Genomic DNA, 25,619 nt, shown 5'->3' with positions numbered 1-25,619 from the left:
ATACCGGGACCAGCGACTATCCCCATTATCAGGGACACTCACAAGGTAACGGGTAAATTGACGCAGGCTCGCATGTTTGGTGCTGTTGTCACGCTTTACGACGGCCGTGACCTGGGCTTTTAGTGAATCCAAACCATCAAACATGCGAGTCTAGGTCATTTAGCCCTGCTTTAATGGCGTTAACCGTTGTTTTTGATCCGCCGTGGCCAGCTTGCGCGCCGTGAGTGCTCCGTTCGTACCCCGTCAGCTCTCTACCAGCACCGGAGAGCTCCAAAAATCCAGCAAACCCGGCCTCGCGAGACCTGAAATTCACACTTATCACCCCAAATCAGGCCCATTTTTACCTAAGGTCTCGATTTGTGTGGGTTTCAGATTAGAAACTCCCAGGTCAGATTCGCCCTTAGCTCCGGAAAGGGCACACAAATCGAGACCTTAGGGCAACAACCCCCGCTTTAATGGCGTTAACCGTTAATTTCGCCCGCAACCGAGCACGGATCGCCCGCAACCGAGCACGGATCGCCCGCAACCGAGCCGCAACCAAGCACGGCCTAACAACAGCTCAACCACAGTCAACGCGACACACCCAAAACCCACCCAATATTTTGTGAATCCGCGCGACTAACTAGATTATGTGTACGGTATTCCTTATATTCTTCCGATAATCGTTCGGAATGCTCTTTTGGGGAGACGTTAAAAGCGCGGTTACCGGAAATTAAGTAAACCTAGAACTTAAAACCTAAAGATTCAGACCACAAGATCCACAAGGTCCGCAGAGCGACTGAGTCAGATGGTCGAATGGTTGAAACAGTCGAAGTCAAACAAGTCGAAGTTGCAGGATAGAAAAACTCGTATGGCGAATTCAGACGGCCTCAAACGCCTCGTAATTGTCGAGTCGGCGACGAAAGCTCGCAAGATTCAGCCGTATCTCGGCGATGACTACATCGTGGAAGCATCGGTTGGTCACATTCGCGATTTGCCCCGTGGTGCCGCGGATGTCCCTGCCCGCTACAAGAAGGAGCCGTGGGCTCGGCTGGGCGTGAACGTCGACAATGGTTTTAAGCCGCTGTATGTCGTCAGTGCTGACAAGAAGAAGAAAGTCGCTGACTTAAAAGCCAAGCTCAAGCAGGTCGACGAGCTCTACCTCGCAACTGACCCCGACCGTGAGGGCGAGGCCATTGCCTGGCACTTGCTGGAGGTTCTAAAACCGCAGGTGCCGGTGCGCCGCATGGTGTTCCATGAAATCACCAAGCAGGCCATCCTGGAAGCCGCCGCCAATACCCGTGAGCTGGACCAGAACCTGGTGGACGCGCAGGAAGGTCGCCGTATCCTCGACCGTCTCTACGGTTACGAGGTCTCGCCGGTGCTGTGGAAGAAGGTCATGCCGCGCCTGTCGGCAGGCCGTGTGCAGTCGGTGGCAACGCGTGTCATTGTTGAGCGCGAACGCGAGCGCATGGCGTTCATTTCCGCTGAGTACTGGGATGTCGCCGCAACGCTGGACACCGGCTCGAAGGCCGCTGATGTCAATCAGCCGAGCGAGTTTGTTGCTACTCTCACCAGCGTCGATGGTGATCGAGTGGCACAGGGCCGCGATTTCAATGACCGCGGCCAGCTGAAGAAGTCGGATGGCATCCGTGTCGTCGATAAGCAGTTGGCTGAGACCCTGGCGGCGGACCTCGCCGGCTCTGAGCTGACCGTCGCGTCGGTCGAGGAAAAGCCGTACACGCGCCGCCCGTACCCGCCGTTTATGACCTCTACGCTGCAGCAGGAGGCGGGCCGAAAGCTGCACTTTACCTCTGAGCGCACGATGCGCGTGGCGCAGCGCCTGTACGAAAACGGTCACATTACCTACATGCGTACGGACTCCACCACGCTGTCCAAAGCCGGTATCAACGCCGCGCGCAAGCAGGCGATTGAGCTCTACGGCTCGGAGTACGTCGCCGATGCGCCGCGTCAGTACTCGCGCAAGGTGAAGAACTCGCAGGAGGCGCACGAGGCAATTCGCCCGGCGGGCGAGACGTTCGCAACGCCGGGGCAGCTGGCGGGGTCGCTGGATGCCGAGGAATTCAAGCTCTACGAGCTGATTTGGCAGCGCACCGTCGCGTCCCAGATGGCCGACGCCCGCGGTACCTCCATGAAGGTCACCATCGCCGGTGCCACCGACGCGCACTCGGTCGAATTCGCCGCCACCGGCCGCACTATCCGCTTCGCGGGCTTCCTCAAGGCATACGTGGAGGTCTCTTCGCTTGCCGACGGACGCAAGGTCGCGGACAACGCGGAGAAGCGCTTGCCGCAGTTGGTGGAGGGCCAGGGCCTGACGGCCACGGACTTCAGTGCCGACAGCCACTCGACCAACCCGCCGGCTCGCTACACGGAAGCCAGCTTGGTCAAGAAGATGGAGGACCTGGGAATTGGTCGTCCGTCGACGTACGCGTCGATTATCAAGACCATTCAGGATCGCGGCTATGTCTACTCCCGCGGCAATGCCCTGGTGCCCTCATGGGTGGCCTTTGCCGTGGTGGGGCTAATGGAGGAAGCTTTCGCTGACCTGGTCAACTACGACTTCACCTCGGAGCTGGAAGACGAGCTCGATGACATCGCGGCCGGTAACAAGGACCGCACCATCTGGCTGACCGGCTTCTACTTTGGCGATGACAAGGATCACCGTCACAAGGGTGCCGATGCCATTGCGACCCACGGTGGCCTGAAGAACATCATTGACGTGAATTTGGAGTCGATTGATGCTCGTAAGGTCAACTCGCTGTTCCTGTTCAACGATGAAGACGGCAACCCCATCTACGTGCGCGTCGGCCGCTATGGGCCGTACCTGGAGCGCACCCGTGTCGGCGCCGGTGAAAACGGTGCCGACGAGGTGCAGCGTGCCAACATCCCGGAGGCCATGACTCCGGATGAGTTGGATCTGGCGGCTGCTGAGAAGCTGCTGGCCATGCCGCAGGGTGGCCGTGAGCTGGGTGTGAACCCGGCCAATGGCCGTATGGTGGTGGCCCGCGATGGTCGCTATGGCCCGTACGTCACCGAGCTTGTCACCGATGAGGAGCGCGAGGGCGTCGAGGCCAAGGCCGAGGAGATTATCGCAGCTGAGCGCGCCGAGGAGGACGCCCAGCGCGCTGCCGAGGGCAAGCGGAAGAAGAACTGGGAGACCAAGACCGCTGCCAAGCAGAAGGAAAAGCGCACTGCGGAGATCATCGAGGAAACGCTGAAGCCGAAGACGGCTTCGCTGTTTTCCTCCATGGAGCCAGCCACCGTCACGCTGGAAGAGGCGCTGAAACTGATGAGCCTGCCGCGCGAGGTCGGTGTGGACCCGACTGATGGTGAGGTCATTACTGCTCAGAACGGTCGCTACGGCCCGTACCTGAAGAAAGGCTCGGACTCCCGTTCGCTGGCCAACGAAGAGCAGATCTTCACTATCACCTTGGATGAAGCTCGCCGCATCTACGCCGAGCCCAAGCGCCGCGGTCGCGCGGCTGCCAAGCCGCCGCTGAAGCAGCTGGGTGACAATGACGTCTCCGGTCGTCCGATGTCTGTCAAGGATGGCCGTTTCGGTCCGTACGTTACTGACGGCATCACCAATGCCTCGCTGCGTAAGGGCGACACCCCGGAGACGCTGACCGATGCCCGTGCCTGCGAGCTGCTGTCCGAGCGTCGTGCCAAGGAAGCCGCTGGCGGCACCAAGAAGGCCTCCAAGCGCACGACGAAGAAGTCGACGAAGAAGGCCGCCAAGAAGACCACGAAGAAAGCAGCAAAAAAGACCGCCAAGAAGGCGGTCAAGCGCACCACCAAGCGCGTGGTGAAGGCGACGCACAACAAGAAGTAGGCGCCGCAGTAAGCGCGAGTAGGCGCCGTTAGCCTTAGCTAGCCCTGCAGCGCTTCTGCCTTGTGCGAAGCCTGCTTTGGGCCTCCCAGCCCGGTGACCTCCGTACGCATCGTCGGCCCATACGCGAGTCGGCGATGCACCTTTTCAAATGGCCCCTGCATATCGCGGCGCTCCAGAACCAACGCGAGCAGCACAGTCACCAACCAGACTCCGACGGCAATTAGGGTCTGAATAAACGCGCCCATATCGCGTGGAATGTCCAGCGTGAACGGGTATACCAGCAGCAGGAAAATAATCGACTGCATCAGGTAGCCACTCATCGACCGCTTGCCCAGGGCCACAATCGGCACAATCCAACCGGGCATCGTCGCTCCCTCATTGAGTTTGCGCTGCAGCGGCTGCAGTATCAGCGCTAGACCCGCCAAAATACCGGGGCCGGTGAACGCTCCGGCAAAGCTGTTGACAACCATGTAGGCCGGGAACTTACCGGCGGGCAGCACACCAATCGACGACAGCCCCAGCGGGATGCCGACGCCAAAGGCGATGATCAGCGCCGCAACAAGCCACCGAATGAGGGTGGGGCGGTGCGCGTCGACGTCGTCAAGCACGCCCTTGCGCGCCCACACAAAGCCAATCAACATCACCGGCAAGTACGAGAACATCTGCAGCGGCAGCGTGGTCAGGTTCGTGACCAACGCGTCGAGGTTGTCCACGACCATCGCGGGGTAACTGGCCGCGTCTGTGCTTTCTGAGACAAATTCAATTAGCTCGTCGGCGCCGAATTCGGCTTCGGACGCAAACATCGCTAGTGCGAAAAACAGCAAGCTGAGCAGTGCGTTGATGGTCAGCGCAATCCACGCGATGACGGTCAGTACCTTGTTGCTCAGCCCCAGCATCAGGCCGATGATGATGCCGCAGACACCGTACAAAAACATGATGTCGCCGAAGAACAACAGCAGCATGTGCGCGACGCCGAAAAGCCCCAGGTACGCATAACGCTTTACGACGACCACCCGCGCGCGAGACAGTGGAAAGTTCCGTCTGGCCAGGCTGCGGGCGATGAGCCCGACACCGAAGCCGAGCAGCGTTGCGAACATCGGGAGGCCGCGGTTGTGCGCGGTCACGGAGGTGAACAGGATGGTGATTTTGTCGGCCATGCTGTCATCTACCACACCGCCGAAGAAGGCGCCGGGTAGCTCGGGACTGGCGACTAACCAGGCCGTGGCAATGTTCGCGATGGCGATGCCGAGGAGCGCGAAGCCTCTGGCCGCGTCGGGGACAAGCATGCGGGGTCTAGCGCTGGCGCTAGGACTAGGTCGGTTGTCAGTCATTCCTCCAACGTAAAGGCAACGTGGGGTAGCTCGCAGCCGCTGGGCGATTGCGAGTGGAATTTATTGTGGCGTGCGGGTTGTGGAGGTCATATGCCACTTGGATGAGCTTCTCGAACGCCGCGGCATGACGCTCGCGGCGCTGTCTGAGCAGGTTGGGGTCATTCCGGTCAACCTGTCGGTGCTGAAAAATAACCGTGCCAAGGCCGTGCGATTTTCCACACTTACCGCATTGTGCCAAGCCTTGGACTGCCAGCCGGGGGATTTGTTCTCGGTGGAGTAGAGGTGGGGTCGGCAGCGCAGGCGGAGTGCAGCAGGGCTCGGGGCTCGGGGCCACCTAGGCCACTAGGCTTCGTCGGCAAGCGTGGGGCGCACCGGGCGCGCCAGCTGCGTCATGTGCGTGCGGCCGCGCAGTTCCACGGACTTCAGCGTGGTCCAGCGAGCCTGTTCGTCCTCATTAGCCAGGCGAATTGTCGAGGCAGTGGCGAGCACGCGGCCCGGGGTATCCTTGGCCAGCTCGGTGAGGCGGGCGGCCTGATTGACGGCGTCACCAATCACCGTGTACTCAAAACGATCGCGCGCGCCGATGTGACCGGCAACGACGTGACCTGCAGAGACACCGATGCCAGCGGAGAGCTGGAGGTCACGCAGCTCCTCGCGCAGTTCGCGGGCCGCGGCGAGAGCGTGGCCTGCGGTGTCATCGAGCGGAAGGGGAGCGCCGAAGACAGCCAGTGCGGCGTCACCTTGGAACTTGTTGATAATGCCCTTGTTGCGGTGGACGCAATCGACGACGTGGTCGAAAAACGCATTGAGCTCCTTGACCACGACTTCCGGAGAGTTCTTCTCCGCGAAGTTGGTCGACCCAATGACATCCACAAACAGCACGGCAACCAGGCGATTCTCCCCGCCGAGCGTCGGCTTTTCCTCCAGCGCCTTACGAGCCACCTCAGAACCGACATAGCGGCCAAAGAGGTCACGCACCCGCTGGCGCTCCTGTAGGCCACGCATCATTTCATTGAAACCAGCCTGGAGGACACCCATCTCCGAGCCGTCGTAAATCGGCACACGCGTTTCCACCTGACCCTGGCGGACCTTATTGATCGCGCCAGTGAGATCGCGGATAGGGTCCACGATGGACATACTGGCCAGCGTGGTGCCGAAATACCCCGTGACCAGCGCCAAGATGGCAAGTGCGGTAATGGTGGGCAGGAGGTCTGCGGCATCATCAGTGAACAGACCGCGACGCTGTCCCAGCAACACCAGCAGAATCGCAACAATTGGCACACCGCTGGTCAATACCCAGGTCTGGCGAAGACGGTGACCAATCGGTGGCTCCAGCGAAGAATCCGGAGCCCTGCGTGCCAGCGCTTCCACCGCGACCGGGCGCACCATACGCTCTGCAATCAAATACGTCAGCAGCGCGACCATGGCCCCGCCGAGGACCGAGGAAATCAGCACCATCATTCCCATTTTCGAGTCATACGCAAATGCGATGACGCTGAAAATGACGACACCAATCGCCCAGATCACCATGCCCAAAAGTGCCTGGTAGATGGGCACACGCATGACCAGATACCGCACACGCCGCGGATCATGGTGCTCCGGATGGCGCTGCCACTTCAAAAGCGGCTTAAACAACACCCACGTCGTGCCGATTCCCGCCACAATCGCGAGCACCAAATACGCAGCCAAGCCGTAAATGACAGCGTTGGGCAGACGCGGAATGTGAGCTGCCTGATTCAACGGCAACAGCATGCCCAGGAACAGGCCGACAATCATGGCGCCGAAGAGGTTACAAAGGAATACAAAGGAGGCATAAGCAGGCCACATTGTCCCGCTCAGCCATTTCAGATTTCGCCAGAGCCTTTGCATGACTACTACCTTAGTGGCTACGCCGGATTGGATGGGAGCGGTTATCAGCAGTGGGGTGGGTACAGCGCGCTGGAACGCCCGCGAAGACATGAATGCTCAAAGCCAATCCGTGGGTCGCGCTAGAGTTATGGCCATGACAGAGCGCAGCGTTTTTTCTCGGATGCCTGAAACAGGTGGGGTTCGTAGCCGACTGCAGGCGGCCGCGCGCGCTGCGCACTACCGCTTCGCGCAAGGGCTGCCGTTGGCAGGGGATGAGCGGCCGACGGCACCGGAGGGTGAGGTCTCCGGGACGTCGTTAAGCGAGGTGCCGCGGGACTCCGACATGACGCACGCCTGGCTGTTTACAGGGCCGGCGGGGTCGGGGCGGTCGGTGACGGCGACGGCGTTCGCGGCGGCGCTGCTGTGCACGCGGCATGATAATCCGGGCTGCGGGGAGTGCGAGGGCTGTCGTACGGCGCTGGCCGGCACGCATGGCGATATCAAGATTGTGCGGCCGGAGGGCACGATTATTTCAGTGGCGACGGTGCGTGATGAGCTGCGGCCGTGGGCGTACAAGATGCCAACGACGGCGGATTGCCGCGTGCTGATCATCGAAGACGCTGATCGTCTCAATGAATCCGCGTCGAACGCGCTGCTGAAGGTGGTCGAGGAACCGCCGCTGCGCACCGTGATCATCATGTGTGCGCCGACGACGAACGCGGAGGACTTCTCGGTCACGCTTCGGTCGCGGTGTCGTCATGTGTACGTGCCAACGCCGCATATCGACGATGTCGTGAACCTCTTGCGGGCCGAACGGCCAGAACTCACCGAAGAGCAGGCGGTATGGGCCGCGACGGTATCGAATGGGCACATTGGTCGTGCGCGTGGCTTTGTCTCCGACGCGGGGTCGCGGGATTGGCGCGGCAAGGCGCTGGACTTTGTGGAGGCCGTGTTTGATCCGGCGCGGTCGTACCTTGTGGCGCGCAACTTGGCTAATGAAGTTGCCGGTGAGGTCAAGCGCCGGATGGAGCCGCTGGAGGTCGCTGAGCTGGAGAAATTGGAGCGCTCGCTGGGTGTGGGCGCGTCCGGCAAGGGCGCGCAGGCCGCGCTGCGCGGCTCCAAGGGCGTGATTAAAGAGCTGGAGGATAACCAGAAGCGTCGCCGCAGGCGTGCGGAGTCGGACCTGATTGATCTGTCACTGACCGACGTTATGGGGCTCTACCGTGATGCATTGGTGTTGGCCTTCGGTGCGGAGCAGGATGCTGGGGCTTCGGGCGCTGTCGACCCGGGTGGGGCTGGCGCTTCGGGAGCTTCGGTGCGCCTTATTAATCCAGATCGTCGCCGCACTGCGGCCGAGTTAGCTCGCCGACTGGGGCCGGAGGCGATTTTGGAGTCCATCGATGCAATCACCGAGGTTCGCGAAATGCTGACCACTGCCGTGAAACCCGGAGTTCTCATGGACCAGCTGATGGCAAACCTGCAAATAGCGGGCCAAGTTGGGCGTCGATAAGGGCCATTTTGGTGGGCGCGGGGGCAGTGCAGTAGTATTACGGCTTGTACATTTTGTGCAGGGCTATTTCTGCTTGCTTGAAAGCCCAGCGCGATGTGCGTGCCGCCTTAGCTCAGTCGGTAGAGCGTCTCACTCGTAATGAGAAGGTCGCGAGTTCGATTCTCGCAGGCGGCTCGGTTTTGAAACGGGATCCTTAAAAAGGGATCCCGTTTTTTGTTTTTCATTAGTAATCGGCAGTATTTGGCAGGGCGCAGTAGACCGTAGCGGTCTCCAGCAATTCCTAGAAGTATTTTGTGGAAAGTAAGGCGAACCACCGACAGTTAGTGACTAGGTTTATGGCAGATGAAGCACGAAAATTGGCAAATATTTGCCATAAACCTAGTCACTAACTCGGTTGGTAGGCCACCACAACGACCGCCACAACGACCGCCACAGTGGGAGCCATCACGACCTCCGCAACGACCGCTGTAACGGGTGAGACAAATGGGGCTAGTGGGACAAAATTGGTCGCCTTCAGCGCCATTCAGCGATACGGTAAATACCAAATCGGCGAATGTCGCCATGCGCCAGCAGCTCAGATGTCGGCCCCAAAAAATGAAAACCCGAACCGGTCAGGAAAAGTGGTAGGTCACGTGGGACTCAGGAAAACAGTAAAATTCCGCACCTCGGCGATGGCGGTCGCGCTCGCAACCGCAGCGGCTTTACCGTTGGGGCTGGCGGGCTGCACCATCGATAAGGATGGGCAGGCTCTGCAAAACGGCCAGCCACAGCTGGAGGAAACGCAATCCGCCCAGGTCAACGAGGAAATGCCAATGAGCAACGAGCAGGCTATGCCGAACCCGACGCCAGGGGAGGCACCTAACAACGCAGCCCAGGCCCCGGAAGCAAACGCAGCCAACGCAGTCGGCCGCGACAATCCAGTCCAGGGCTCGCTGGCAGGCAAGATCATCTACCTCGACCCAGGCCACGCCGGCACCCCGCCACCGGCGGACCTGATGGTCACCGATGGCCGCGGCGGTCAGAAGCCGTGCAACACCTCGGGCACGTCCTCCAATGACGGCTTCCCGGAGCATCAGTTCAACTGGCTGATTGCTCAGGACATCAAGCAGCTTCTGGAGGAGCGCGGCGCAAATGTCCTGCTCAGCCGCGCCGATGACACCGGTCGCGCCGACTGCATCGATGCCCGTGCGGAGAAGGAGAATCAGTCGAACGCGGATGCAGTGGTCAGCCTCCACGCCGATGGCGCGGGCGAGGGCAACCGCGGCTTCCATGTCTCGGCAATCTCGCAGCCGCTGCCGAACAATGACGCGGAAGGCTCCACCGCGCTGGCACAGAGTCTCCGTGACGCGATGGTCAGCGCCGGTTTTGCGCCCTCGAATTACCTCGGCGCCGACGGTCTGAACCCCCGCGCGGATCTGACGGGCCTGAACCTGTCGACGCGCCCCAAAGCTCTCGTCGAGTTTGGCAACATGCGCGATAGCGCCGACCTCGCGCTGCTGACCTCGGATACCGATCGGCGCCGCATGGCTGAGGCCATCGTCGCAGGTCTGGAACAGTTCGTGGCGCACTAACGCAAACACGCTTTACGACGGCCGCAGGGTTCCACTCCCTGCGGTCATTTTTGTGTCCAATTTCGGGGACATACGCAAACCGCCGTCGTCAAGCGAAATGCTTAAGCGACGGCGGTTTTAAAGAAGAAGAAAGCTTAGACGCGAGCCTTAACCTTCGGAGAGGCTTCCGGGTGCTCGATCAGATCGCGGTCCTCCAGGCCCTTCGGGAGCATGAACAGAGCGATCAGGGCCGGGACGGTCATGATGATCAGGTACACGGAGATGTAGAAGGCGTTGCCGGTGGCGTCCATAATCATCTGCGCGATCATCGGAGCGAATGCACCACCGAGGACTGCGCCGATGGCGTAGGCGATGGAGGCGCCGGAGTAGCGGATCTCGGCCGGGAACATCTCGGAGTACATTGCCGGCTGCGGACCGAAGGTCAGAGCCAGCGGCAGGGTCAGGACCGCGACAGTCATGACGTAGAGGAACGGTCCCTGCTCCAGGAGAGTCCACATGACAATCTCCCAGACGATAATCAGGGCGTAGCCGATGATGAAGGTCTTAGCGCGGCCGATGCGGTCGGACCATGCGCCAGCGATGAACATGAAAGTCGTCCAGCAGATACCTGCGACAAGCGTTCCGGTCCAGGCGACCGTCGCGGAGTAGCCCAGGGTCTTCTGAGCATAAGCGCCGAAGAAGGCGATAACTAGGTAACCAGTAGCCTGCTGCGCAGCGAAGATCAGGGCACCCTGGATGACCTTGCCCCAGTGGTTGCGGAAGAGCTCCGGCAGTGGGGCAGAGCGCTCTGCGGCCTCAGCCTGCATAGCCTGGAACACCGGGGACTCATCGACAGTGCGGCGGATCAGGTAACCAATCAGAACCAAGATGAAGGACAGCAGGAACGGAACGCGCCAGCCCCACTCCATATAGGCTTCCTCACCGACAATGGCCATAACAACCAGCATGGTGCCGGTAGCCAGGGTCAGACCCAGCGGAACACCAGCCTGCGGGAATGCGCCGTAGAGACCGCGCTTTTCCTTCGGGGCGTATTCAACGGACATAAGTGCAGCGCCACCCCATTCGCCACCAGCGGCAATGCCCTGGAAGACGCGGAGCAGAACTAGCAGGATCGGCGCGGCGACGCCGATGCTCTCATAAGTCGGCAGCAAGCCGATGCAGAAAGTAGCCGCACCCATACCAATCAGGGTGAAGACCAGAATCATCTTGCGGCCGTAGCGGTCACCGATGTGGCCAGCCAGAACAGCGCCGAGCGGGCGGAATAGGAAGGAAATACCCAGGGTGGCCCAGGCGAGAACCTGAGACAGCTGTGGGTTCGACTGAGCAGCCGGCTCGATAAAGTGCGGTGCCAGCACGATGGCGGCAGCCTGCGCGTAAATCAGGAAGTCGTAAAACTCAATGGTGGTACCGACAAGAGTTCCCGTGAGCACCTGCCGGCGCTGCTTGGGATCAGTCGCGATGATCGACGTGGTCATAAATGAAAAGCTTTCTTCACATACCCACCCGCTCAGCTGATTACAGTCGCGGTCACGACACCGAGGTAGCGATTGGTCATCGCGCCCAGGAATTTCTCAGCCGACGTATGGGGGAAACGACAGAATGTGTAACGGTGTCGAATTTTTGCACAGTGGCGCGGGTAGTGACCAGCGTAGGCAGCGGGATTCTAACAACCGGAAAGTACGCAACGGGGGTAGTGAAGGGCGGTAAATGTCCGTATTCCCCCTCTGGAATTGTCCGTTTCGGATTTTCTGCTGTTTGAAAAATACGTCCGCGGGGGTGGGGGAGGGGTGAAGTGCTTTACGACGGCCCGAAAACCTCGCGGATCCCGCGGTCTCCTCCCCGCGCGGCAAAATTGCCTGATATTGGGCATTTCTGTGTTTTTCGACCAGTTGGCTACCCCCAATTTTGCAAGGGTTATAGATATGAAAACGTCAATATTGAAACTAATGTGACTCAAGTTACGGAAGAAGCGGACAAAGTAACGGACAAATAACGATGTAGCGTCGGAATGATTTACACCCCCGGATGGGGCGAAAAATTGGGGGTACGAAATTTTCACCCCGACACGGGGGTGTAGGCCCCAGGTTCTAGGGGCACTTTGCAGCAGTCGGGCCAAGTCCAGCAGCGGGGGCAGTCAGCGTTGTCTCGTCAGCGGTTTTTCCTGAATTCGGGTCACTTGGCCAAAACTCGGTCGTAAAGTAATCGGCATGGCTTCAGTCCCCGGAACACAAGAGTTTGATAGCGAGGGAAATCACAACAACCACAGCAACGCTGCTGCCGCTGCCGCCGAAGGCAAAGCGAAGCGTGGCATGCCAATGTGGTTCCTCTCGGCAATCGCAGTATTTGCCGTCGCATGGGGCGGCAACGAATTCACACCGCTAATGGTGATGTACCGCGAAAACGCTGACCTGGCACCAGTATTCATTGATGTCCTACTTCTGGTCTATGCGCTCGGCATTGCACCTGCGTTGCTGATTTCCGGCCCTATCTCGGACCGCATCGGCCGAAAGCCCGTCATGCTGACCGCGCCGATTCTCTCCATCGTGGGCTCGACACTCATTGCTCTCGGTGAGACCACCGCACCGCTGATTCTCACCGGGCGTTTCATCTCGGGCCTGTCGGTCGGCATTGTGATGGCCGTCGGTGGCTCGTGGGTCAAGGAGCTGTCCGACACCCGCTTTGACCCAACTGCCAAGCCCACCTCGGGCGCAAAGCGCCAGTCCATGGCGCTAACGCTCGGCTTCGGCCTCGGCGCCGGTGTGGCCGGCACACTCGCTCAGTTTGCGCCACTTCCGGGACAGCTGGCGTACATCCTCCACATTCTCATTACAATCCCGACCATCTTCGGGCTTATGACCGTGGCGGAAACCCGTCAGTCGCCGCATCTCAAGGGCGCACCGCAGGAAACACTGTGGCAGTCCCTGCGTACTCCGTCGGTGACCAATCGCCGCTTCCTGCTGGTAGCAGCGATGGGCGCCCCGTGGGTCTTCGGTGCCGCCGGTGTGGCGTACGCAATTATTCCTTCTCTATTGCAGGACTACGTCAGCAAGCCGGTGTTCTACTCCGCAATGGTCACACTATTCGCCCTGCTGTGTGGCTTTGCCATCCAGCAGATTGGCCCGAGCTTCGTCACTGACCACAATGCCCGCGGCTCGCTGATCGCCATGGGCATTGTTGTTATCGGCATGGGCCTGGCCGCCTGGATGTCGTCGAACCCAACAGCGGTCACGGCATTTATCGCAGCGCTGGTCCTCGGCGCTGGCTACGGTCTGTCTATGTTCACCGGCCTCAATGAGGTCCAGCGCATCGCAGGCCCGCGCGACCTGGCAGGGCTGACCGGTATCTTCTACTGCCTGACCTACGTCGGCTTCGCATTCCCGGCCATTCTCACCAAGCTTTCCGAGTCCATCTCCTGGATGACCTACCCAGTCATGTTGGGCGGTGGCATGGTCATCGCCATCCTCATGGGCCTGGTCATTTTCCTCAACTCTAGGGTGGGGCTGCCGCAGCCGGGCGAGCAGGAAACACAGAAATAGAACGGCTTTTGATGCCAATCGCCTATAGTTTTTTCTATGGGAAAGCAGGACAATGAGCCATCGGCCACCGCGACGACCACGCCGTCGTCAAGCGCGAAACCCCGCGCACTGGTGACTGGCGGCGCGGGATTTATTGGTTCGACGCTGGTCGATCGGCTGTTGGCGGAAGGGTACGCGGTCACGGCGATTGACGATCTCTCCCACGGCAAGCTCGCCAATCTGCAGGGCGCATCGCTTAACGACGACTTCGAGTTCGTCACCGCCGATGTGCTGGCGGTGGATTGGGATGAGCTGTTAGGCCGCGTCCGCCCGGATGTTATTTTCCATCTCGCTGCTCAAATTGACGTGCGTATTTCCGTGGCCGATCCAGTGCGGGATGCGACGCTGAATATTATCGGCACGATCAAGCTTGCAGATGCCGCCCGGAAGTGTGGGGTGCGCAAGATTGTGTTTACCTCGTCAGGTGGGGCCATCTACGGCACGCCGGAGCAGCTGCCGGTGTCTGAGGATGTGCCGGTGAACCCGCAGAGCCCCTATGCGGCATCAAAGGCGACCGGCGAGCTGTATCTCAATATGTTCCGCAACCTCTACGGGCTTGAGTGCTCGCATATCGCGCCGGCCAATGTCTATGGTCCGCGGCAGGATCCGCATGGTGAGGCCGGGGTAGTGGCAATCTTTTCGCAGCGACTGCTGGCCGGGGAGCCGACAAAGGTGTTCGGCGATGGTGGCAATACCCGCGATTATGTCTTTGTCGACGACGTTGTCGATGCATTCTTCCGCGCTGCCGGCCATGTCGGGGGCGGGATGCGTTTTAATATCGGCACCGGTGTGGAGACCTCAGACCGTGAGCTCCACTCGCTGGTGGCCAAAGCCGCAGGTGCAAAGGATAATCCGGAGTTCGCTCCGGCACGTACAGGCGATGTGGCGCGCTCTGCGTTAGATCCTGCGCGGGCGCGTGAGGTGCTCGGCTGGACTCCCTCGGTGGAGATTGCCGAGGGAGTTGCCCGCACCGTGGAGTATTTCCGAAACCAGGGCTAGCGGCTGTTAGCGCTAGCGGCTGTTAGGGCAGCTAGCCGCGGGTTTTGAAGTCAAGCGGCTAGTTATTAGCGCGCTTGATGTGCATGAGCTCCAGCTCAATGTTGTCCTCAAAGGCGCTCAAGGGCTGTGCGCCGGAGACAATCTTGGAGCCGACAACGAACATCGGAGTGGCGTTCATGCCCATGGAGCTGCCGTACTCGTAAGCCTTGGTGACCGGCTCCTTCCACTTGCCGTCCTTTAGCTCGGACTCGAAGCGCTTCATGTCTTCAACGCCGGCATCACGAGCGGCCTCGATGAGTTCCTTCTCAGTGAACTCCGGGTGGCCGGTGCCCTTTTCCTCGGACTTCTTAAACAGGATGCGGGCGAATTCCCAGAACTTGCCCTGAGCTGCAGCAGCACGACCTGCTTCAGCGTCCTTCACGGCCTTGTCACCGTTGATGGCGAAGTCATTCCACTCCAGGCGAACCAGGCCCTTGTTGACGTACTTGTCAATCAAGAATGGCTCGGTTTCATTGGCGAACTTCGCGCAGAACGGGCACTCGAAGTCAGAGAAAATCGTAATGACCACCGGTGCATCCGCAGCGCCGAGCGCAAATGGGTCATTTTCATCGCGGCGGTGGACCTTGACAATGTCCTCCGGCTTTTCCAGCTTTGCGCCCGCCTGCGGGCCGTAGATGTCAGCCTTGAAGTTGCCGTTTTCATCCGGAACCGGTGTGGTCTTGGCCGTACCTGCCGCAACGTTGGCCATGTTTACGCCATCTTCATCGCCAACGCTGGAGTTGTTCTTACCGACGAAGTAGCCCGCCGCCGCCACAAGAATCAGTGCGAGAATGACGATTGCCCAGGCAGCGGTGGGGATTGCATACCACGACTTGGTAGTCGCATCACTGCCGGAGCTCCAGGATTCCAGGTCCTCTTCACTCGGCTGTTCATCCGAGGGGAGCTTGCCTTCCGCAGTCGCATCCTGCGTGGCCTGTGCATCCTGCGTGGCCTGTTCAGGAGAGTCAGCCTGCGTTTGCTTGCTTTTGTCCGCAGCTGGGTTATCGATGTTTTCTTCTTCGCTCATGGTTCCTATGGAACCACAGATCGAGGTACTAGTCCTGGGCAGGGTTCGGCGTTGCTGCATCCGCAGGCGCGCCAAAGTCCTCATCTGGGCGCACTGCCGTCTTCAGCGCCACCGCGCGGGCGAGCCGCGCGTAGCGAAGCTCCTGCTCACGGAAGCGAATGTAGGACGACACAGTGGTAAAGACGAACGCCAGCACCAACATGTAGAGCAGCAGGTCCGTGCCGCGGGTCACGCCAACCCAGTTGGCCACCACGGTCAGATCGTCGGGACGCACGATTGCCCACAGACACACGGCGACGAAAACGACGAATCCGATCTTCACACCAGCTTTGGCGCGCGCTTTACGACGGTTGCTGACGAAGTACACCACCAGCGCCACCATCGCCAGCAGCAGGAGAATTTGAACGATGGATGCGGTCATGGCAGCCTCTTTGAAATCAGGGAGTCGGCAAGGATATTGACACCGTTGAACAGGGACTGACCCTTGGACATGGAGTATTCCGTGTAGAGAATATCCACCGGTTGTTCAGAAACACGCCAGCCCTGGCGGTCCATGACCTCCACGAACTCGGAGGCGTGGCTCATGCCGTTCATGCGCAGATTAAGCTGCTCAGCCACTGTCCGGTTAAAGGCGCGCAGGCCGTTATGAGCGTCCGTGAGCCCAAGGCGGCGTGTGCGCGGTGACAACAGCACCACGGTCTTCAACACAATGCGCTTGATCAGTGGCACCTGGTCATCCTCTGTGCGAGGGCGACCAAAGCGTGTGCCCACAATGATGTCAACGGGCTCGGTGCGAAGACGCTGCACCATGGCGACTACATCCTTGACCTGGTGCTGGCCATCGGCGTCGAAGGTGACAAAGTACTGTGCACCGGGCTGCGCGCGGGCGTACTCCACGCCGGTTTGAATGGCCGCGCCCTGGCCGAGATTGACGGGGTGGTTGACCAAATGCGCGCCGGCCAAGTGAATCTCCGCACTGGAGTTATCCGCAGAGCCGTCATTGACCGCAACAATATTGGGAAACGTCTTGCGCGCATTTTCCAGGACACCACGAATGACCTGGCCCTCGTTGTAGCAGGGCACGATCAGCCAGGTGTCGGAAAAATCCAGGTTGGAGTTTTCCTCGTCCGAGAAATCCACAGTGTCAGTCATCGCCGATGAGCCTACCGCACGAATAGCCGTCGGTACGCGTGGGACATGAGCTGAGTCGGCAAAAGCCGAAACGCGGTCCGCGCAATCAGGTTGAATACCGCCCGCGGCCACGTAATCAGGCCGACCTCCCGCAGCGTGCGCTGAATCTGCAGCTCAGCGGAAAAAATATTCTGCGATGTGCGACGGTCAAACATGCCGTCAGCGCGGAAAAACACTAGCGGCTCCGACAGATTGGCAAACTTCGCGCCAGCCGCGACCAGACGCACATAGAGGTCGTAGTCCTCCATCAGCCGAATGTCGCGGTAACCGCCGACCTCGCGGACCTTCGCCGTCCGCAGCATTGCCGAGGGGTTATTCACCGGCGAATTCATCTTTGTATACGCCACAATGTCCGCGTGCTCCTCCGGCAGCCTGCGCACTCGCACAATATTGTTTGGCGAACCCTCAAACTCCGCCAGCGCACTGCCGAGCACATCCAGCTGCGGATCGGCCTCCAACGCCTCCCACTGCATCTCAAAGCGGTCTTCCCGCGCAATATCGTCCGCATCCAGCCGCGCCAGCCACGCCGTGTCCACCAGCTCAAGCCCAGCCTGGGACGCAACGCCCGAACCGCGGTTCTCCGGAAGCCGGAGGACAGTCAGTTCGGCGTGCGCTCGTTCATGCTTGACGACGGTCTCCTCGAGGTCATGCCCAATCGGGCCATCGATGACGAGCACGACTTTGGCCGCTGGCCGAGTCTGATCCCACAGGGATTGCAGTGCGGCATCGAGCTGACTCGGAGCCACGCGATGATAGACGGTCATGAGGACCGTCAGCTGGTCAATGGTGGTGGACATAGATGTATTTAGCCTCGTACGTTTTTAACTTCCGGTGCTGCCGCTTCAGTTTCCCGTGGCGGGAGTTGTCGCAGCGCAATGAGATGAATGACAACACCCACCGCAGAGCCTACGGCGATTGCGGCTGCTGTGCGCGTTGACAGATGCCCCGGCACAAACAAAATGGCCGCCGCAATGGTAGTGGCCGCCAGCCACCCGAGCAGATACATGCGGTGCTGTTCCACCGCGAGGGCAACCGAACCGGTAATCATCAGCACTGCAGTCAGTGTGGCACCGAGCGTGAGTGCCGCTAGGACGGGACCTGGGACGAAGTAACTCTCATCGAGGATTAGCGTCATAATCCACGGGCCGATGAGCCATGCCAGTGCAGCGCCGAATGTGCCGAAGGCCACCAGGCCACCGAGTGGCTTGGCCAACGCTGTGAGCACGCCCTCCGAGCGGTGTCGGACAAAGTGCACGATGATGGCGTTTTGAAACTTCTCCAGTGGCATTAGCAGGGGAGCGCGCGTCAGGGTGACGGCATAGGCGATACCGGCAATGGTCACGGCAGCGGTGAAGTTGCCCGCGTGTGGCGGAGTCAGGGTATCGGCCACACCCGAGCCTGCGGTCACGGCTTCACCGGCGATTTTGACCAGGGTGGGAAACCCTGTGACCAGGATGGCCGAGGCGCCTGCCGCGCCCATCGCGGTGGCCATCAGCGGGATGAAGCGGCGCACGGGGACGTCGGCACGCGAGAACAGCACCGAGCGAGTAGCAGGGGACACCGCGGCGAGAATGAGCCAGCTAACGGTGCCGAAGACGGTGATGATGAGCCATGCGGTAAGCCCCCAGTGCAAGTACCAGGCAACCAGTGCCAGGCCGACGCGGACGAGGATGTCAATCATGATCAGCGCCGCGTATGGGCCCCACATGCGGTGGCCGCTGAGCAGGCCGGAGACGGTGGCTTGCATGGAATAAAAGGCCAGGCCAATGGACATGAGAAGCACCGCGGACGCAGCGTTTTCGCGCACGACCAGCGGAGCCCACAGCGGGCCGGTGATTGCCATGATGATGAAAATCACCACTGCGACACCGAGCGACACCACAATCGGGCGAGCGCCGAGGAGGTCTGGATCGGCGGCGTCGGTGCTGGCCGTGGCAGTTGCCGCTTCCCTGGCAGCGCCGATGGAGCGCGTGGTCTCCTGCATCAGTCCGCCGAGGACTCCGGTGAGTGCAAAGAAGAGACCCCAATAGGCAACGAACTGCAAGTTGACGGCGTTGGGGAGTGCGCGGGCCGAAATAATCAGCACCGCGAAGCTGCCCACTGCGGCAACAATCGTTGCCAACGAGAGCCATTTAAAACCGGACATGTGTCTCGTCTGTCGCCTTTCTGTTGCCGCCGCCACGCGCCGTGAACGAGCCGTGAACGCGCCGTGAACGCGCCGGGGCGTGACCTGCTAGTTCTTCGCCTTGGTGTACCCGAGCTTGTCGAACAGAGCAGACAAAATCTTGTCCACAATCGGCGCACCTTTGTCATCGACACTCTGATCGGCCGCGGAGCGCGTCGGGTCGGTGGGGAATGGCGGCAGCTCACGGCGGTTCAACCACTTGTCAAAGATGACATCCAGGTGAGAAGTGGTAATACCGCGCTCACGGCAGAAGCGATTGGCCAGCGCGCGGAAGTCCACCGCATCCACCACACTGTGGCGGTTGGAGGTGGTCCACTCGCGGACCAGGTCGAAGAAGACATCGTCGCCAAGCAGAAGGCGCAGAGCGTGGACGGTGAGCGCCCCGCGCTTGTACAGGCGGTCATCGAACATCAGCTTCGGGCCCGGATTGGCAATGATGATGTCCTGGTCCTCGTCCATCAGATCCAGGTAGTGCTTGCGGGCGTGGACATCCGCGGCTGCACCACCGCTGACCTCGGACCACAGCCACTCGGCATAGCAGGCAAAGCCCTCGTTGAGCCAGATATCGCGCCACTGTGAAATGCCGACGCTGTTGCCAAACCACTGGTGCGACAGCTCATGGGCAATCAGGCGGTTCCAAGTGTCTTTGCCATCGGCGTGGTTGGCGCCGAAGATGGACAGGCCCTGCGCCTCAATCGGAATCTCCAGCTCGTCTTCGCAGATGACCACCTGGTACTCGCGGAACGGGTAGGGGCCAAAGAGCTTGGCGAACTCATCGAGCATGCGCCCCTGATCGCGGAAGTCATGGCGAGCATTGGCCACCAAGTGCGATGGCACCCAGGCGACCACCTTGGATGTGGCACACGGCAGCTCAATCTTCTTAAACTGCCCAACATTGACCGTGGCCAGGTAGGACGCCATCGGCTCCTCGGTCACAAAATGCCACCTGCGACGCGATCCGCCCACGTTGACAGCAGCGTCGGCACGCCCAGGGGCGACCACCTCGTACGGCGCGTCCGTAACCATGGTCAGCTCATAGAACGCCTTGACCTCGGGGTCATCATCGCAGGGGTACCAGGACGCCGCACCGACCGGCTGCGAGGCGACTAGCGAGCCGTTTTCCAGCTCCTCCCAGCCAATTTCTCCCCACTTCGAGCGCACCGGACTTGGCGAGCCCGAGTACTTAATCTCCAGCCGCATCGTCTCATCTGGTGCGAGCTCACGGTCAAAGGTAATCCGCAGCTTGCGTCCCGAATGGCGCCAGCGCTTCACATCTACATCGTGCGCCTGCGAATCGCTGTAGGCGTCGACGGAATCGACACCGAGCGCATCGGCGAAGTCCAACGTAATCTGCGAGGTCCACGTATTAATTTCAATGTGCACCGTCGCCGTTGCCTTCAGCCGATTCGGCCCCACTCGATAATCCAGGTCGAGCTCATACTTGTTCACCCGGAAGCCCAGGTTGAACGCGATACCGGTATAAGGATTAGTGAAATCAGCGCTACTCACGGCTGTTACCTTACTTGAGCTTGTGCCAAAGCCAGGTAGAGATCAGTGCCTCGACAAAAGCCACCTGCGAATTATCCGCCGCACCGGCATGGCCGCCCTCGGTGTTTTCGTAATAATCCACCGGCTGGCCGGCTTCCGCCAGCAGCCACGCAAGGCTTCTAGCATGCGCCGGATGCACACGATCATCCCTGGTAGACGTGGTAATCAGCGCTGGCGGGTAGGCGCGCTGATCATGCTTGACGACGCGCTGGACCGGCGAATACTGCGTAATCGCAGCCCGCTCGGAGGCATTATCCGGGTCTCCATACTCAGCCATCCACGAGGCTCCCGCAGACAGTGTGTGGTAGCGCATCATGTCCGCCAGCGGTACCTGGGAGACAACTGCACCCACCAACTCCGGATAGAGTGTCAGACACACAGCGGTGAGCAAGCCACCATTGGAGCCACCGCGGACACCCAGCTGGTCGGGTGTGCAGTAGCCGCGGTCAACTAGGTCACGCAGGACTGCCTGATGATCCTCATAGACCCGCATACGCTCAGTCTTCACCACCGAGGAATGCCACTTCGGACCGAACTCGCCACCGCCGCGAAGATTGGCCTCCACAAAGTATCCGCCACGAGACAGCCAGGTCAGACCTCGAATTGCGGAGTACTGCGGCACCAGCGACACCTCGAAGCCACCGTAAGCATGGACGAGGGTGGGAGCGGTCGTCGTCACGCCATCGGAATCCTTGAAGCGTCCTGTGATGCGATACGGAATGCGCGTGCCATCGGCGGAAATGGCCCAGTGCTGGCGGGTCTCCATGCCGGCCGAGTCAAAGAGCGCCGGAGCGCGGCGAACTGCAGTCAGCTCGCCATCGACCTGCCCATACCAGAGCGTCGCCGGCTCGAGCGCCGATGTCGCCACCAGCCAAATCTCATCATCGCGATCGGAGGACGTATCAATCACGCTGACGGTTGCCTGCGTCGGCAACTGTGTCAGCGCCTCAACCGACTCCCACGAGCCAATCTTCAGCACCACCAGCTTCGTCGCAACATCCTCCAGCAGCGTCAGCACCAAATAATTCTTCGTCCACGCCAGCTGCTGGAACGATGTGTGCGCGTCGGGGGTGAAAATAATCTCCACCTCACGAGACCCCGCCAGCCACTTATCCAGCTCCACCACCGCGACACCACCAGCCGGAATCCCGTTGAACTCCGTGCGTGGCATCAGCACCAGCCACTGACGATGCACCGACGTGCGACAATCCTGCGGCACCTCCAGAATCTGCAGCGAGAACTCCGCGCCCTGCTGGCTTTTCAGCTTGCCCATTCGCTCAGCCGAGACAAATCGCTGCGAATTATAAAAATCATGCGCGCGCTCCACGAACAACCGCTCGAAGCCCTCCGTCGCATCAAACCACCCGCCGACAGCCACGTCATCCTGATGGCCTGAGAAAATCACGTCCGCGCTTTGCGACGGCATGCCGCGCCGCCACCTGCGAACCTGGCGCGGATACCCCGAATCGGTCAGCGAGCCCTCACCAAAATCACTACCCACCAAAATCTCATCGCGGTCAACCCAGCAGACGTCTGACTTCGCCTCCGGCAGATAAAAGGCATCCTTGTCGACAAAAGAGCAGGTAGTGAGGTCAAACTCGCGCACCACGGTGGCATCGGCGCCGCCGCGAGAGAGCAAAATCAACGCGCGGTCAAAGTCCGGGTAGCGGCACACCGTGCCCTTCCAAACCCAGTTCTCCTCCTCAGCTGCAGCCAGCGCATCGAGGTCGATGACCGTTTCCCACTCGGTTGCCCGAGAATCCTCCGTGCCAGCCAGATAGCTATCCAGCGAGGTGCGTCGCCACAGACCCCGCGGGTGCTCGGCATCCCGCCAGAAGTTATAGAGGTAATCGCCGCGACGAACCGGATACGCGATCCGGGAATCGGTATTGAGTGCAGCCAGGATTTTGTGTTCTAAATCGGTGCGCTCGCTGGGGTCGTCGTCAAGCGAATCGATGTTTTTGACAGTGGCATCCGAGTGCGCACGAGCCCACGCCAGCGCCTGAGCGCCTTCGATATCGTCCAACCAATCGGGGACGAGGTCAGTGGCCAGGAAGGAGAAATCGTTGCCCATGTCCACCACGGTAGGCAAAAACCGGGTAACTTGCGGGTACCTCGCGTGAAGTAATTCGGTCCGGTGCGTAAACTTGGGCACGTGGCTGAACATTTTGATCTTGTAGTACTCGGCGGCGGTCCTGGCGGATACGTCGCAGCAATCCGCGCATCCCAGCTGGGTCTGAAGACTGCTGTGGTGGAAAAGCAATACTGGGGCGGTGTCTGCCTCAATGTTGGCTGTATTCCATCCAAGTCTCTGTTGAAGAACGCCGAGGTGGCGCACATCTTCAACCATGAGGCCAAGACCTTCGGTATCTCCGGCGATGTTTCCTTTGACTTTGGTGCCGCACACGCGCGTTCGCGCAAGGTGTCCGCTGGCATTGTCAAGGGCGTTCACTTCCTGATGAAGAAGAACAAGATCACCGAGATCAACGGTTTCGGTGAATTCACCAGCTCCACCTCCATGGCTATTACTGATGGCGATGACAAGGGCAAGGAAATCACCTTCGACAAGGCCATCATTGCTACCGGCTCTGTCGTTCGCTCCCTGCCGGGTGTTGAGGTCGGCGGCAACATCGTCTCCTACGAAGAGCAGATTCTTTCTGACGAGCTGCCGGACTCCATGGTTATCGTCGGTGCAGGCGCCATTGGTATGGAGTTCGCCTACGTGCTGGCAAATTACGGCGTTGACGTCACCATTGTTGAGTTCATGGATAACGTCCTGCCGAATGAAGACGCAGATGTCTCCAAGGTTATTGCCAAGGAGTACAAGAAGCTGGGCGTCAAGCTGATGACCGGTCACAAGACCACCTCGATCGTGGACAATGGTGACTCGGTAGAGGTCAAGGTTGAGGCTAAGGACGGCGGCGACGAGCAGACTCTGACCGTCGACCGCGTTATGGTCTCCATCGGCTTCGCGCCGCGTACTGAGGGCATTGGCCTGGACAAGGCCGGTGTTGAGCTGGGGCAGCGCGGCGAGATTGTCATTGACGAGTACATGCGTACCAACGTCGACAACATCTACGCCATCGGTGACGTCACCATGAAGCTGCAGCTGGCCCACGTCGCTGAGGCACAGGGCGTTATCGCGGCTGAGCACATGGCTGGTCATGAGACCGAGACCATTCCGGACTACAACATGATGCCGCGAGCAACCTTCTGTAACCCGCAGGTTGGCTCCTTCGGTAAGACCGAGGCTCAGGCCAAGAAGTGGGCTGAGGAGAACGGCCGCGAGATTAAGGTCTCCACCTTCCCGTTCTCTGCAAACGGCAAGGCGCAGGGCCTGGCTGAGCCGGTTGGCTTTGTGAAGCTGATTGCGGATGCTGAGTACGGTGAGCTGCTGGGCGGCCACATGGTTGGCGCTAATGTCTCTGAGCTCATGCCGCAGCTGGTTCTGGCTGAGAAGTACGAGCTGACCACCGAGGAAATCGGCCGTACCGTCCACATCCACCCGACCATGTCCGAGGCAATGAAGGAAGCTGCCGAGGGCGTAATGGGCAAGATGATCAACCTGTAAGAGGTTTGGCTTTGGGCCTTGTGCCTTGGGCCTTGGTTGGCTTTGGCTGGCTGTGCTGATAAGGCCGGTTCCGCGCATGTTTATGGTGCGGGGCCGGTCTTTTTTATTTGATGGAGGGGGCTGGAGCCGGACTGGAATGGGAGCGCCCCACTTATGGCTCAGGACTAACGTTTGGCTCTGTATACAGGACCATATGTTCATTTCTGAGCCATACGTCATTATTGAGCCATGAGTGGGGAGCGAGCGGGGCAAAAGGAGCGCAAAAGCTTGGGGTAGATGGCTGCATGGGCGGGAGGGGGAGCTGCTAACACCTAGATAAAGACGCAAGTGAAATGCTAATTTAAGTTATATGGCTGATGTGGACGAAGGGGTGGCAATGGTTCCGGAAGAAATGCCAGGTCGGCGGCCTGAAAAGACAGTGGAGCGCGAGGTGGAAGTCCAATCTAGCGCGAAGTCGGCCAGGCGTAAGCCCCGGCGAGTTCCCCAGCCGAAGTGCCCGATTCGATATGGAGAGCCATGTACTGCATGTCAGCCTGGGACAAGCGGGCCCGATGATTGCCAGCTGGTGGATTTAGTGATGGGGGATCCGGAGTTGCATGAGCGGATGCTCGATATGAACCGCCGTATGCGAGCTAAGGAGCGTGCGGAGCGGGAAGCGCGCACGCAAGCTCAAAATGGAGAAGTGTAAAAATAATCCACAAAAACGGTTGATGTATCAACAATGTGGTGTTATGGTGAGACTTGTCGGGGTCAAAGCAATGGAAAATAACCAAAATAGCGGCTCCGACAGTTTTTAGAGTTAGCAAAACTGGAAGGAACACCACCATGGCAAAGGTACTGAGCAAGATTTTCGGCAAGAAGAATGAAGAGAAGAAGGGCGGCATTGATTGGGCCGCTTATCCGGCACGACTGGCACCGGGCCTGTTTTTCTTGAGCACCGCAACTGATAAGGCCGGCGCTGATGAAGAGACCGCCAAGGGCGTTCACGGCATGGCAAGTGTGCTGCCGGGCACCGATAAGTTTGAGCCGAAGGATTTCATCAAGCTGGTTTCCGCTGCGGAATACGGCGTCGGCGCAGCCCTGGTTACTCCGTTTATCCCGAACCGTGTCGCAGGCGCAGCCCTGACTGCATTTAGCGCCGGACTGCTGGGTATGTACTTCCGCATCCCGGGCATGATCCGCGAGGGCTCGAAGATTCGTCCGTCCCAGGATGGCACCGCATTGGCCAAGGATTTCTGGCTGCTCGGTACTGGTATTTCCCTGATGCTGCTCGATAAGAAGCGCAACAAGTGAAACCAGCCACTACTGAGTGCCTAGGTCTATGGCAATCTGACCGTGGTAGGTTCTAGCGGTGAATGCATCACCACTTTTCGACCAGGAGAAGTAGTGAAG

The 25,619-nt window shown here is 59.8% G+C and carries 20 protein-coding genes and 1 tRNA gene; 10 read left to right on the top strand and 11 right to left on the bottom strand.

Translation table 11 applies throughout. From position 1 onward, the window contains the following. Positions 1 to 850 precede the first annotated feature (850 nt). On the top strand, positions 851 to 3,832 hold the full coding sequence (gene topA, locus Q4E11_RS10330; RefSeq protein ID WP_303165554.1) for a type I DNA topoisomerase: 2,982 nt from the start codon (positions 851 to 853) through the stop codon (positions 3,830 to 3,832). A gap of 38 nt (positions 3,833 to 3,870) precedes the next feature. Here topA and Q4E11_RS10325 read toward each other — a convergent pair whose 3' ends face one another. After that, positions 3,871 to 5,118 (bottom strand): DUF418 domain-containing protein, encoded by a 1,248-nt coding sequence (locus Q4E11_RS10325; RefSeq protein ID WP_303165553.1) that lies wholly within the window; start codon positions 5,116 to 5,118, stop codon positions 3,871 to 3,873. Between the two features lie 133 nt (positions 5,119 to 5,251). Here Q4E11_RS10325 and Q4E11_RS10320 point away from each other — a divergent pair, with 133 nt between their 5' ends. Then, entirely contained in the window at positions 5,252 to 5,443 is a 192-nt protein-coding gene (locus Q4E11_RS10320) for a helix-turn-helix transcriptional regulator (RefSeq protein ID WP_303165555.1), read from the top strand. Positions 5,444 to 5,505: 62 nt separating this feature from the next. Here the strand turns inward: Q4E11_RS10320 and Q4E11_RS10315 are convergent, their stop codons facing one another. Continuing rightward, a complete protein-coding gene (locus Q4E11_RS10315) occupies positions 5,506 to 7,032 on the bottom strand; it encodes an adenylate/guanylate cyclase domain-containing protein (protein WP_303165552.1) in 1,527 nt (508 codons plus the stop codon). Positions 7,033 to 7,165: 133 nt separating this feature from the next. Between Q4E11_RS10315 and Q4E11_RS10310 the strand changes: the two genes are divergently transcribed. Together Q4E11_RS10310 and Q4E11_RS10305 are read left to right on the top strand one after the other, a co-directional pair. Next, positions 7,166 to 8,521: a DNA polymerase III subunit delta' gene (locus Q4E11_RS10310; protein ID WP_303165551.1), complete on the top strand. Its 1,356-nt coding sequence runs from the start codon at positions 7,166 to 7,168 to the stop codon at positions 8,519 to 8,521. 101 nt (positions 8,522 to 8,622) lie between these two features. Then, positions 8,623 to 8,695 (top strand) — tRNA-Thr (locus Q4E11_RS10305). Between the two features lie 211 nt (positions 8,696 to 8,906). Here Q4E11_RS10305 and Q4E11_RS10300 read toward each other — a convergent pair. Next, positions 8,907 to 9,044 carry a hypothetical protein gene (locus Q4E11_RS10300; protein WP_303165550.1) on the bottom strand — a complete coding sequence of 46 codons (138 nt, stop codon included), beginning with the start codon at positions 9,042 to 9,044 and terminating at the stop codon, positions 8,907 to 8,909. 109 nt (positions 9,045 to 9,153) lie between these two features. Here Q4E11_RS10300 and Q4E11_RS10295 point away from each other — a divergent pair, with 109 nt between their 5' ends. Next, the gene (locus tag Q4E11_RS10295) at positions 9,154 to 10,092 is read left to right on the top strand and encodes an N-acetylmuramoyl-L-alanine amidase (RefSeq protein ID WP_303165549.1); all 939 of its coding nucleotides are present in this window, start codon (positions 9,154 to 9,156) and stop codon (positions 10,090 to 10,092) included. Between the two features lie 134 nt (positions 10,093 to 10,226). Here the strand turns inward: Q4E11_RS10295 and Q4E11_RS10290 are convergent, their stop codons facing one another. Further along, positions 10,227 to 11,567: an MFS transporter gene (locus Q4E11_RS10290; protein WP_303165548.1), complete on the bottom strand. Its 1,341-nt coding sequence runs from the start codon at positions 11,565 to 11,567 to the stop codon at positions 10,227 to 10,229. A 732-nt stretch (positions 11,568 to 12,299) separates the two neighbouring features. Here Q4E11_RS10290 and Q4E11_RS10285 point away from each other — a divergent pair. Together Q4E11_RS10285 and Q4E11_RS10280 are read left to right on the top strand one after the other, a co-directional pair. After that, a complete protein-coding gene (locus tag Q4E11_RS10285) occupies positions 12,300 to 13,628 on the top strand; it encodes an MFS transporter (protein WP_303165547.1) in 1,329 nt (442 codons plus the stop codon). A 36-nt stretch (positions 13,629 to 13,664) separates the two neighbouring features. After that, on the top strand, positions 13,665 to 14,666 hold the full coding sequence (locus tag Q4E11_RS10280) for an NAD-dependent epimerase/dehydratase family protein (RefSeq protein WP_303165546.1): 1,002 nt from the start codon (positions 13,665 to 13,667) through the stop codon (positions 14,664 to 14,666). Positions 14,667 to 14,724: 58 nt separating this feature from the next. Here the strand turns inward: Q4E11_RS10280 and Q4E11_RS10275 are convergent, their stop codons facing one another. The 7 genes from Q4E11_RS10275 to Q4E11_RS10245 form a co-directional block, all read right to left on the bottom strand. After that, positions 14,725 to 15,732 carry a DsbA family protein gene (locus Q4E11_RS10275; protein ID WP_303165545.1) on the bottom strand — a complete coding sequence of 336 codons (1,008 nt, stop codon included), beginning with the start codon at positions 15,730 to 15,732 and terminating at the stop codon, positions 14,725 to 14,727. A 28-nt stretch (positions 15,733 to 15,760) separates the two neighbouring features. Next, positions 15,761 to 16,153 carry a DUF2304 domain-containing protein gene (locus Q4E11_RS10270; RefSeq protein ID WP_303165544.1) on the bottom strand — a complete coding sequence of 131 codons (393 nt, stop codon included), beginning with the start codon at positions 16,151 to 16,153 and terminating at the stop codon, positions 15,761 to 15,763. Continuing rightward, a complete protein-coding gene (locus Q4E11_RS10265; protein ID WP_303165543.1) occupies positions 16,150 to 16,884 on the bottom strand; it encodes a glycosyltransferase family 2 protein in 735 nt (244 codons plus the stop codon). The genes Q4E11_RS10270 and Q4E11_RS10265 overlap by 4 nt, the downstream gene beginning before the upstream one ends. An 11-nt stretch (positions 16,885 to 16,895) precedes the next feature. Beyond that, positions 16,896 to 17,720, bottom strand: a complete 825-nt coding sequence (locus Q4E11_RS10260; RefSeq protein ID WP_303165542.1) for a glycosyltransferase — start codon at positions 17,718 to 17,720, stop codon at positions 16,896 to 16,898. A gap of 8 nt (positions 17,721 to 17,728) precedes the next feature. Beyond that, the gene (locus Q4E11_RS10255; protein ID WP_303165541.1) at positions 17,729 to 19,069 is read right to left on the bottom strand and encodes a lipopolysaccharide biosynthesis protein; all 1,341 of its coding nucleotides are present in this window, start codon (positions 19,067 to 19,069) and stop codon (positions 17,729 to 17,731) included. 87 nt (positions 19,070 to 19,156) lie between these two features. Beyond that, complete coding sequence (locus tag Q4E11_RS10250) at positions 19,157 to 20,617, bottom strand: M1 family metallopeptidase (protein ID WP_303165540.1); 1,461 nt, start codon at positions 20,615 to 20,617, stop codon at positions 19,157 to 19,159. A 10-nt stretch (positions 20,618 to 20,627) separates the two neighbouring features. Further along, entirely contained in the window at positions 20,628 to 22,730 is a 2,103-nt protein-coding gene (locus Q4E11_RS10245; RefSeq protein ID WP_303165539.1) for a prolyl oligopeptidase family protein, read from the bottom strand. Positions 22,731 to 22,811: 81 nt separating this feature from the next. Between Q4E11_RS10245 and lpdA the strand changes: the two genes are divergently transcribed. From lpdA to Q4E11_RS10235, 3 genes are all read left to right on the top strand, one after another. Then, positions 22,812 to 24,227, top strand: a complete 1,416-nt coding sequence (lpdA, locus tag Q4E11_RS10240; protein ID WP_303165538.1) for a dihydrolipoyl dehydrogenase — start codon at positions 22,812 to 22,814, stop codon at positions 24,225 to 24,227. 349 nt (positions 24,228 to 24,576) lie between these two features. Then, positions 24,577 to 24,915, top strand: coding sequence for a DUF6767 domain-containing protein (locus tag Q4E11_RS10650; protein ID WP_368410419.1), 339 nt, complete (start codon positions 24,577 to 24,579; stop codon positions 24,913 to 24,915). Positions 24,916 to 25,052: 137 nt separating this feature from the next. Next, on the top strand, positions 25,053 to 25,520 hold the full coding sequence (locus Q4E11_RS10235; RefSeq protein WP_303165537.1) for a hypothetical protein: 468 nt from the start codon (positions 25,053 to 25,055) through the stop codon (positions 25,518 to 25,520). Positions 25,521 to 25,619 lie beyond the last annotated feature (99 nt).

It is taken from the genome of Corynebacterium sp. (genome assembly GCF_030532195.1).
Classification (GTDB): Bacteria; Actinomycetota; Actinomycetes; order Mycobacteriales; family Mycobacteriaceae; genus Corynebacterium.
This window is presented reverse-complemented; position numbering and strand designations above follow the sequence as displayed.

Coding starts and splice junctions, on each gene's coding strand:
- topA (WP_303165554.1), top strand. CDS start 851: ATGGCGAATTCAGACGGCCTCAAACGCCTCGTAATTGTCGAGTCGGCG.
- Q4E11_RS10325 (WP_303165553.1), bottom strand. CDS start 5,118: ATGCTTGTCCCCGACGCGGCCAGAGGCTTCGCGCTCCTCGGCATCGCC.
- Q4E11_RS10315 (WP_303165552.1), bottom strand. CDS start 7,032: ATGCAAAGGCTCTGGCGAAATCTGAAATGGCTGAGCGGGACAATGTGG.
- Q4E11_RS10310 (WP_303165551.1), top strand. CDS start 7,166: ATGACAGAGCGCAGCGTTTTTTCTCGGATGCCTGAAACAGGTGGGGTT.
- Q4E11_RS10300 (WP_303165550.1), bottom strand. CDS start 9,044: ATGGCGCTGAAGGCGACCAATTTTGTCCCACTAGCCCCATTTGTCTCA.
- Q4E11_RS10290 (WP_303165548.1), bottom strand. CDS start 11,567: ATGACCACGTCGATCATCGCGACTGATCCCAAGCAGCGCCGGCAGGTG.
- Q4E11_RS10285 (WP_303165547.1), top strand. CDS start 12,300: ATGGCTTCAGTCCCCGGAACACAAGAGTTTGATAGCGAGGGAAATCAC.
- Q4E11_RS10280 (WP_303165546.1), top strand. CDS start 13,665: ATGGGAAAGCAGGACAATGAGCCATCGGCCACCGCGACGACCACGCCG.
- Q4E11_RS10275 (WP_303165545.1), bottom strand. CDS start 15,732: ATGAGCGAAGAAGAAAACATCGATAACCCAGCTGCGGACAAAAGCAAG.
- Q4E11_RS10270 (WP_303165544.1), bottom strand. CDS start 16,153: ATGACCGCATCCATCGTTCAAATTCTCCTGCTGCTGGCGATGGTGGCG.
- Q4E11_RS10265 (WP_303165543.1), bottom strand. CDS start 16,884: ATGACTGACACTGTGGATTTCTCGGACGAGGAAAACTCCAACCTGGAT.
- Q4E11_RS10260 (WP_303165542.1), bottom strand. CDS start 17,720: ATGTCCACCACCATTGACCAGCTGACGGTCCTCATGACCGTCTATCAT.
- Q4E11_RS10255 (WP_303165541.1), bottom strand. CDS start 19,069: ATGTCCGGTTTTAAATGGCTCTCGTTGGCAACGATTGTTGCCGCAGTG.
- Q4E11_RS10245 (WP_303165539.1), bottom strand. CDS start 22,730: ATGGGCAACGATTTCTCCTTCCTGGCCACTGACCTCGTCCCCGATTGG.
- Q4E11_RS10650 (WP_368410419.1), top strand. CDS start 24,577: ATGGCTGATGTGGACGAAGGGGTGGCAATGGTTCCGGAAGAAATGCCA.
- Q4E11_RS10235 (WP_303165537.1), top strand. CDS start 25,053: ATGGCAAAGGTACTGAGCAAGATTTTCGGCAAGAAGAATGAAGAGAAG.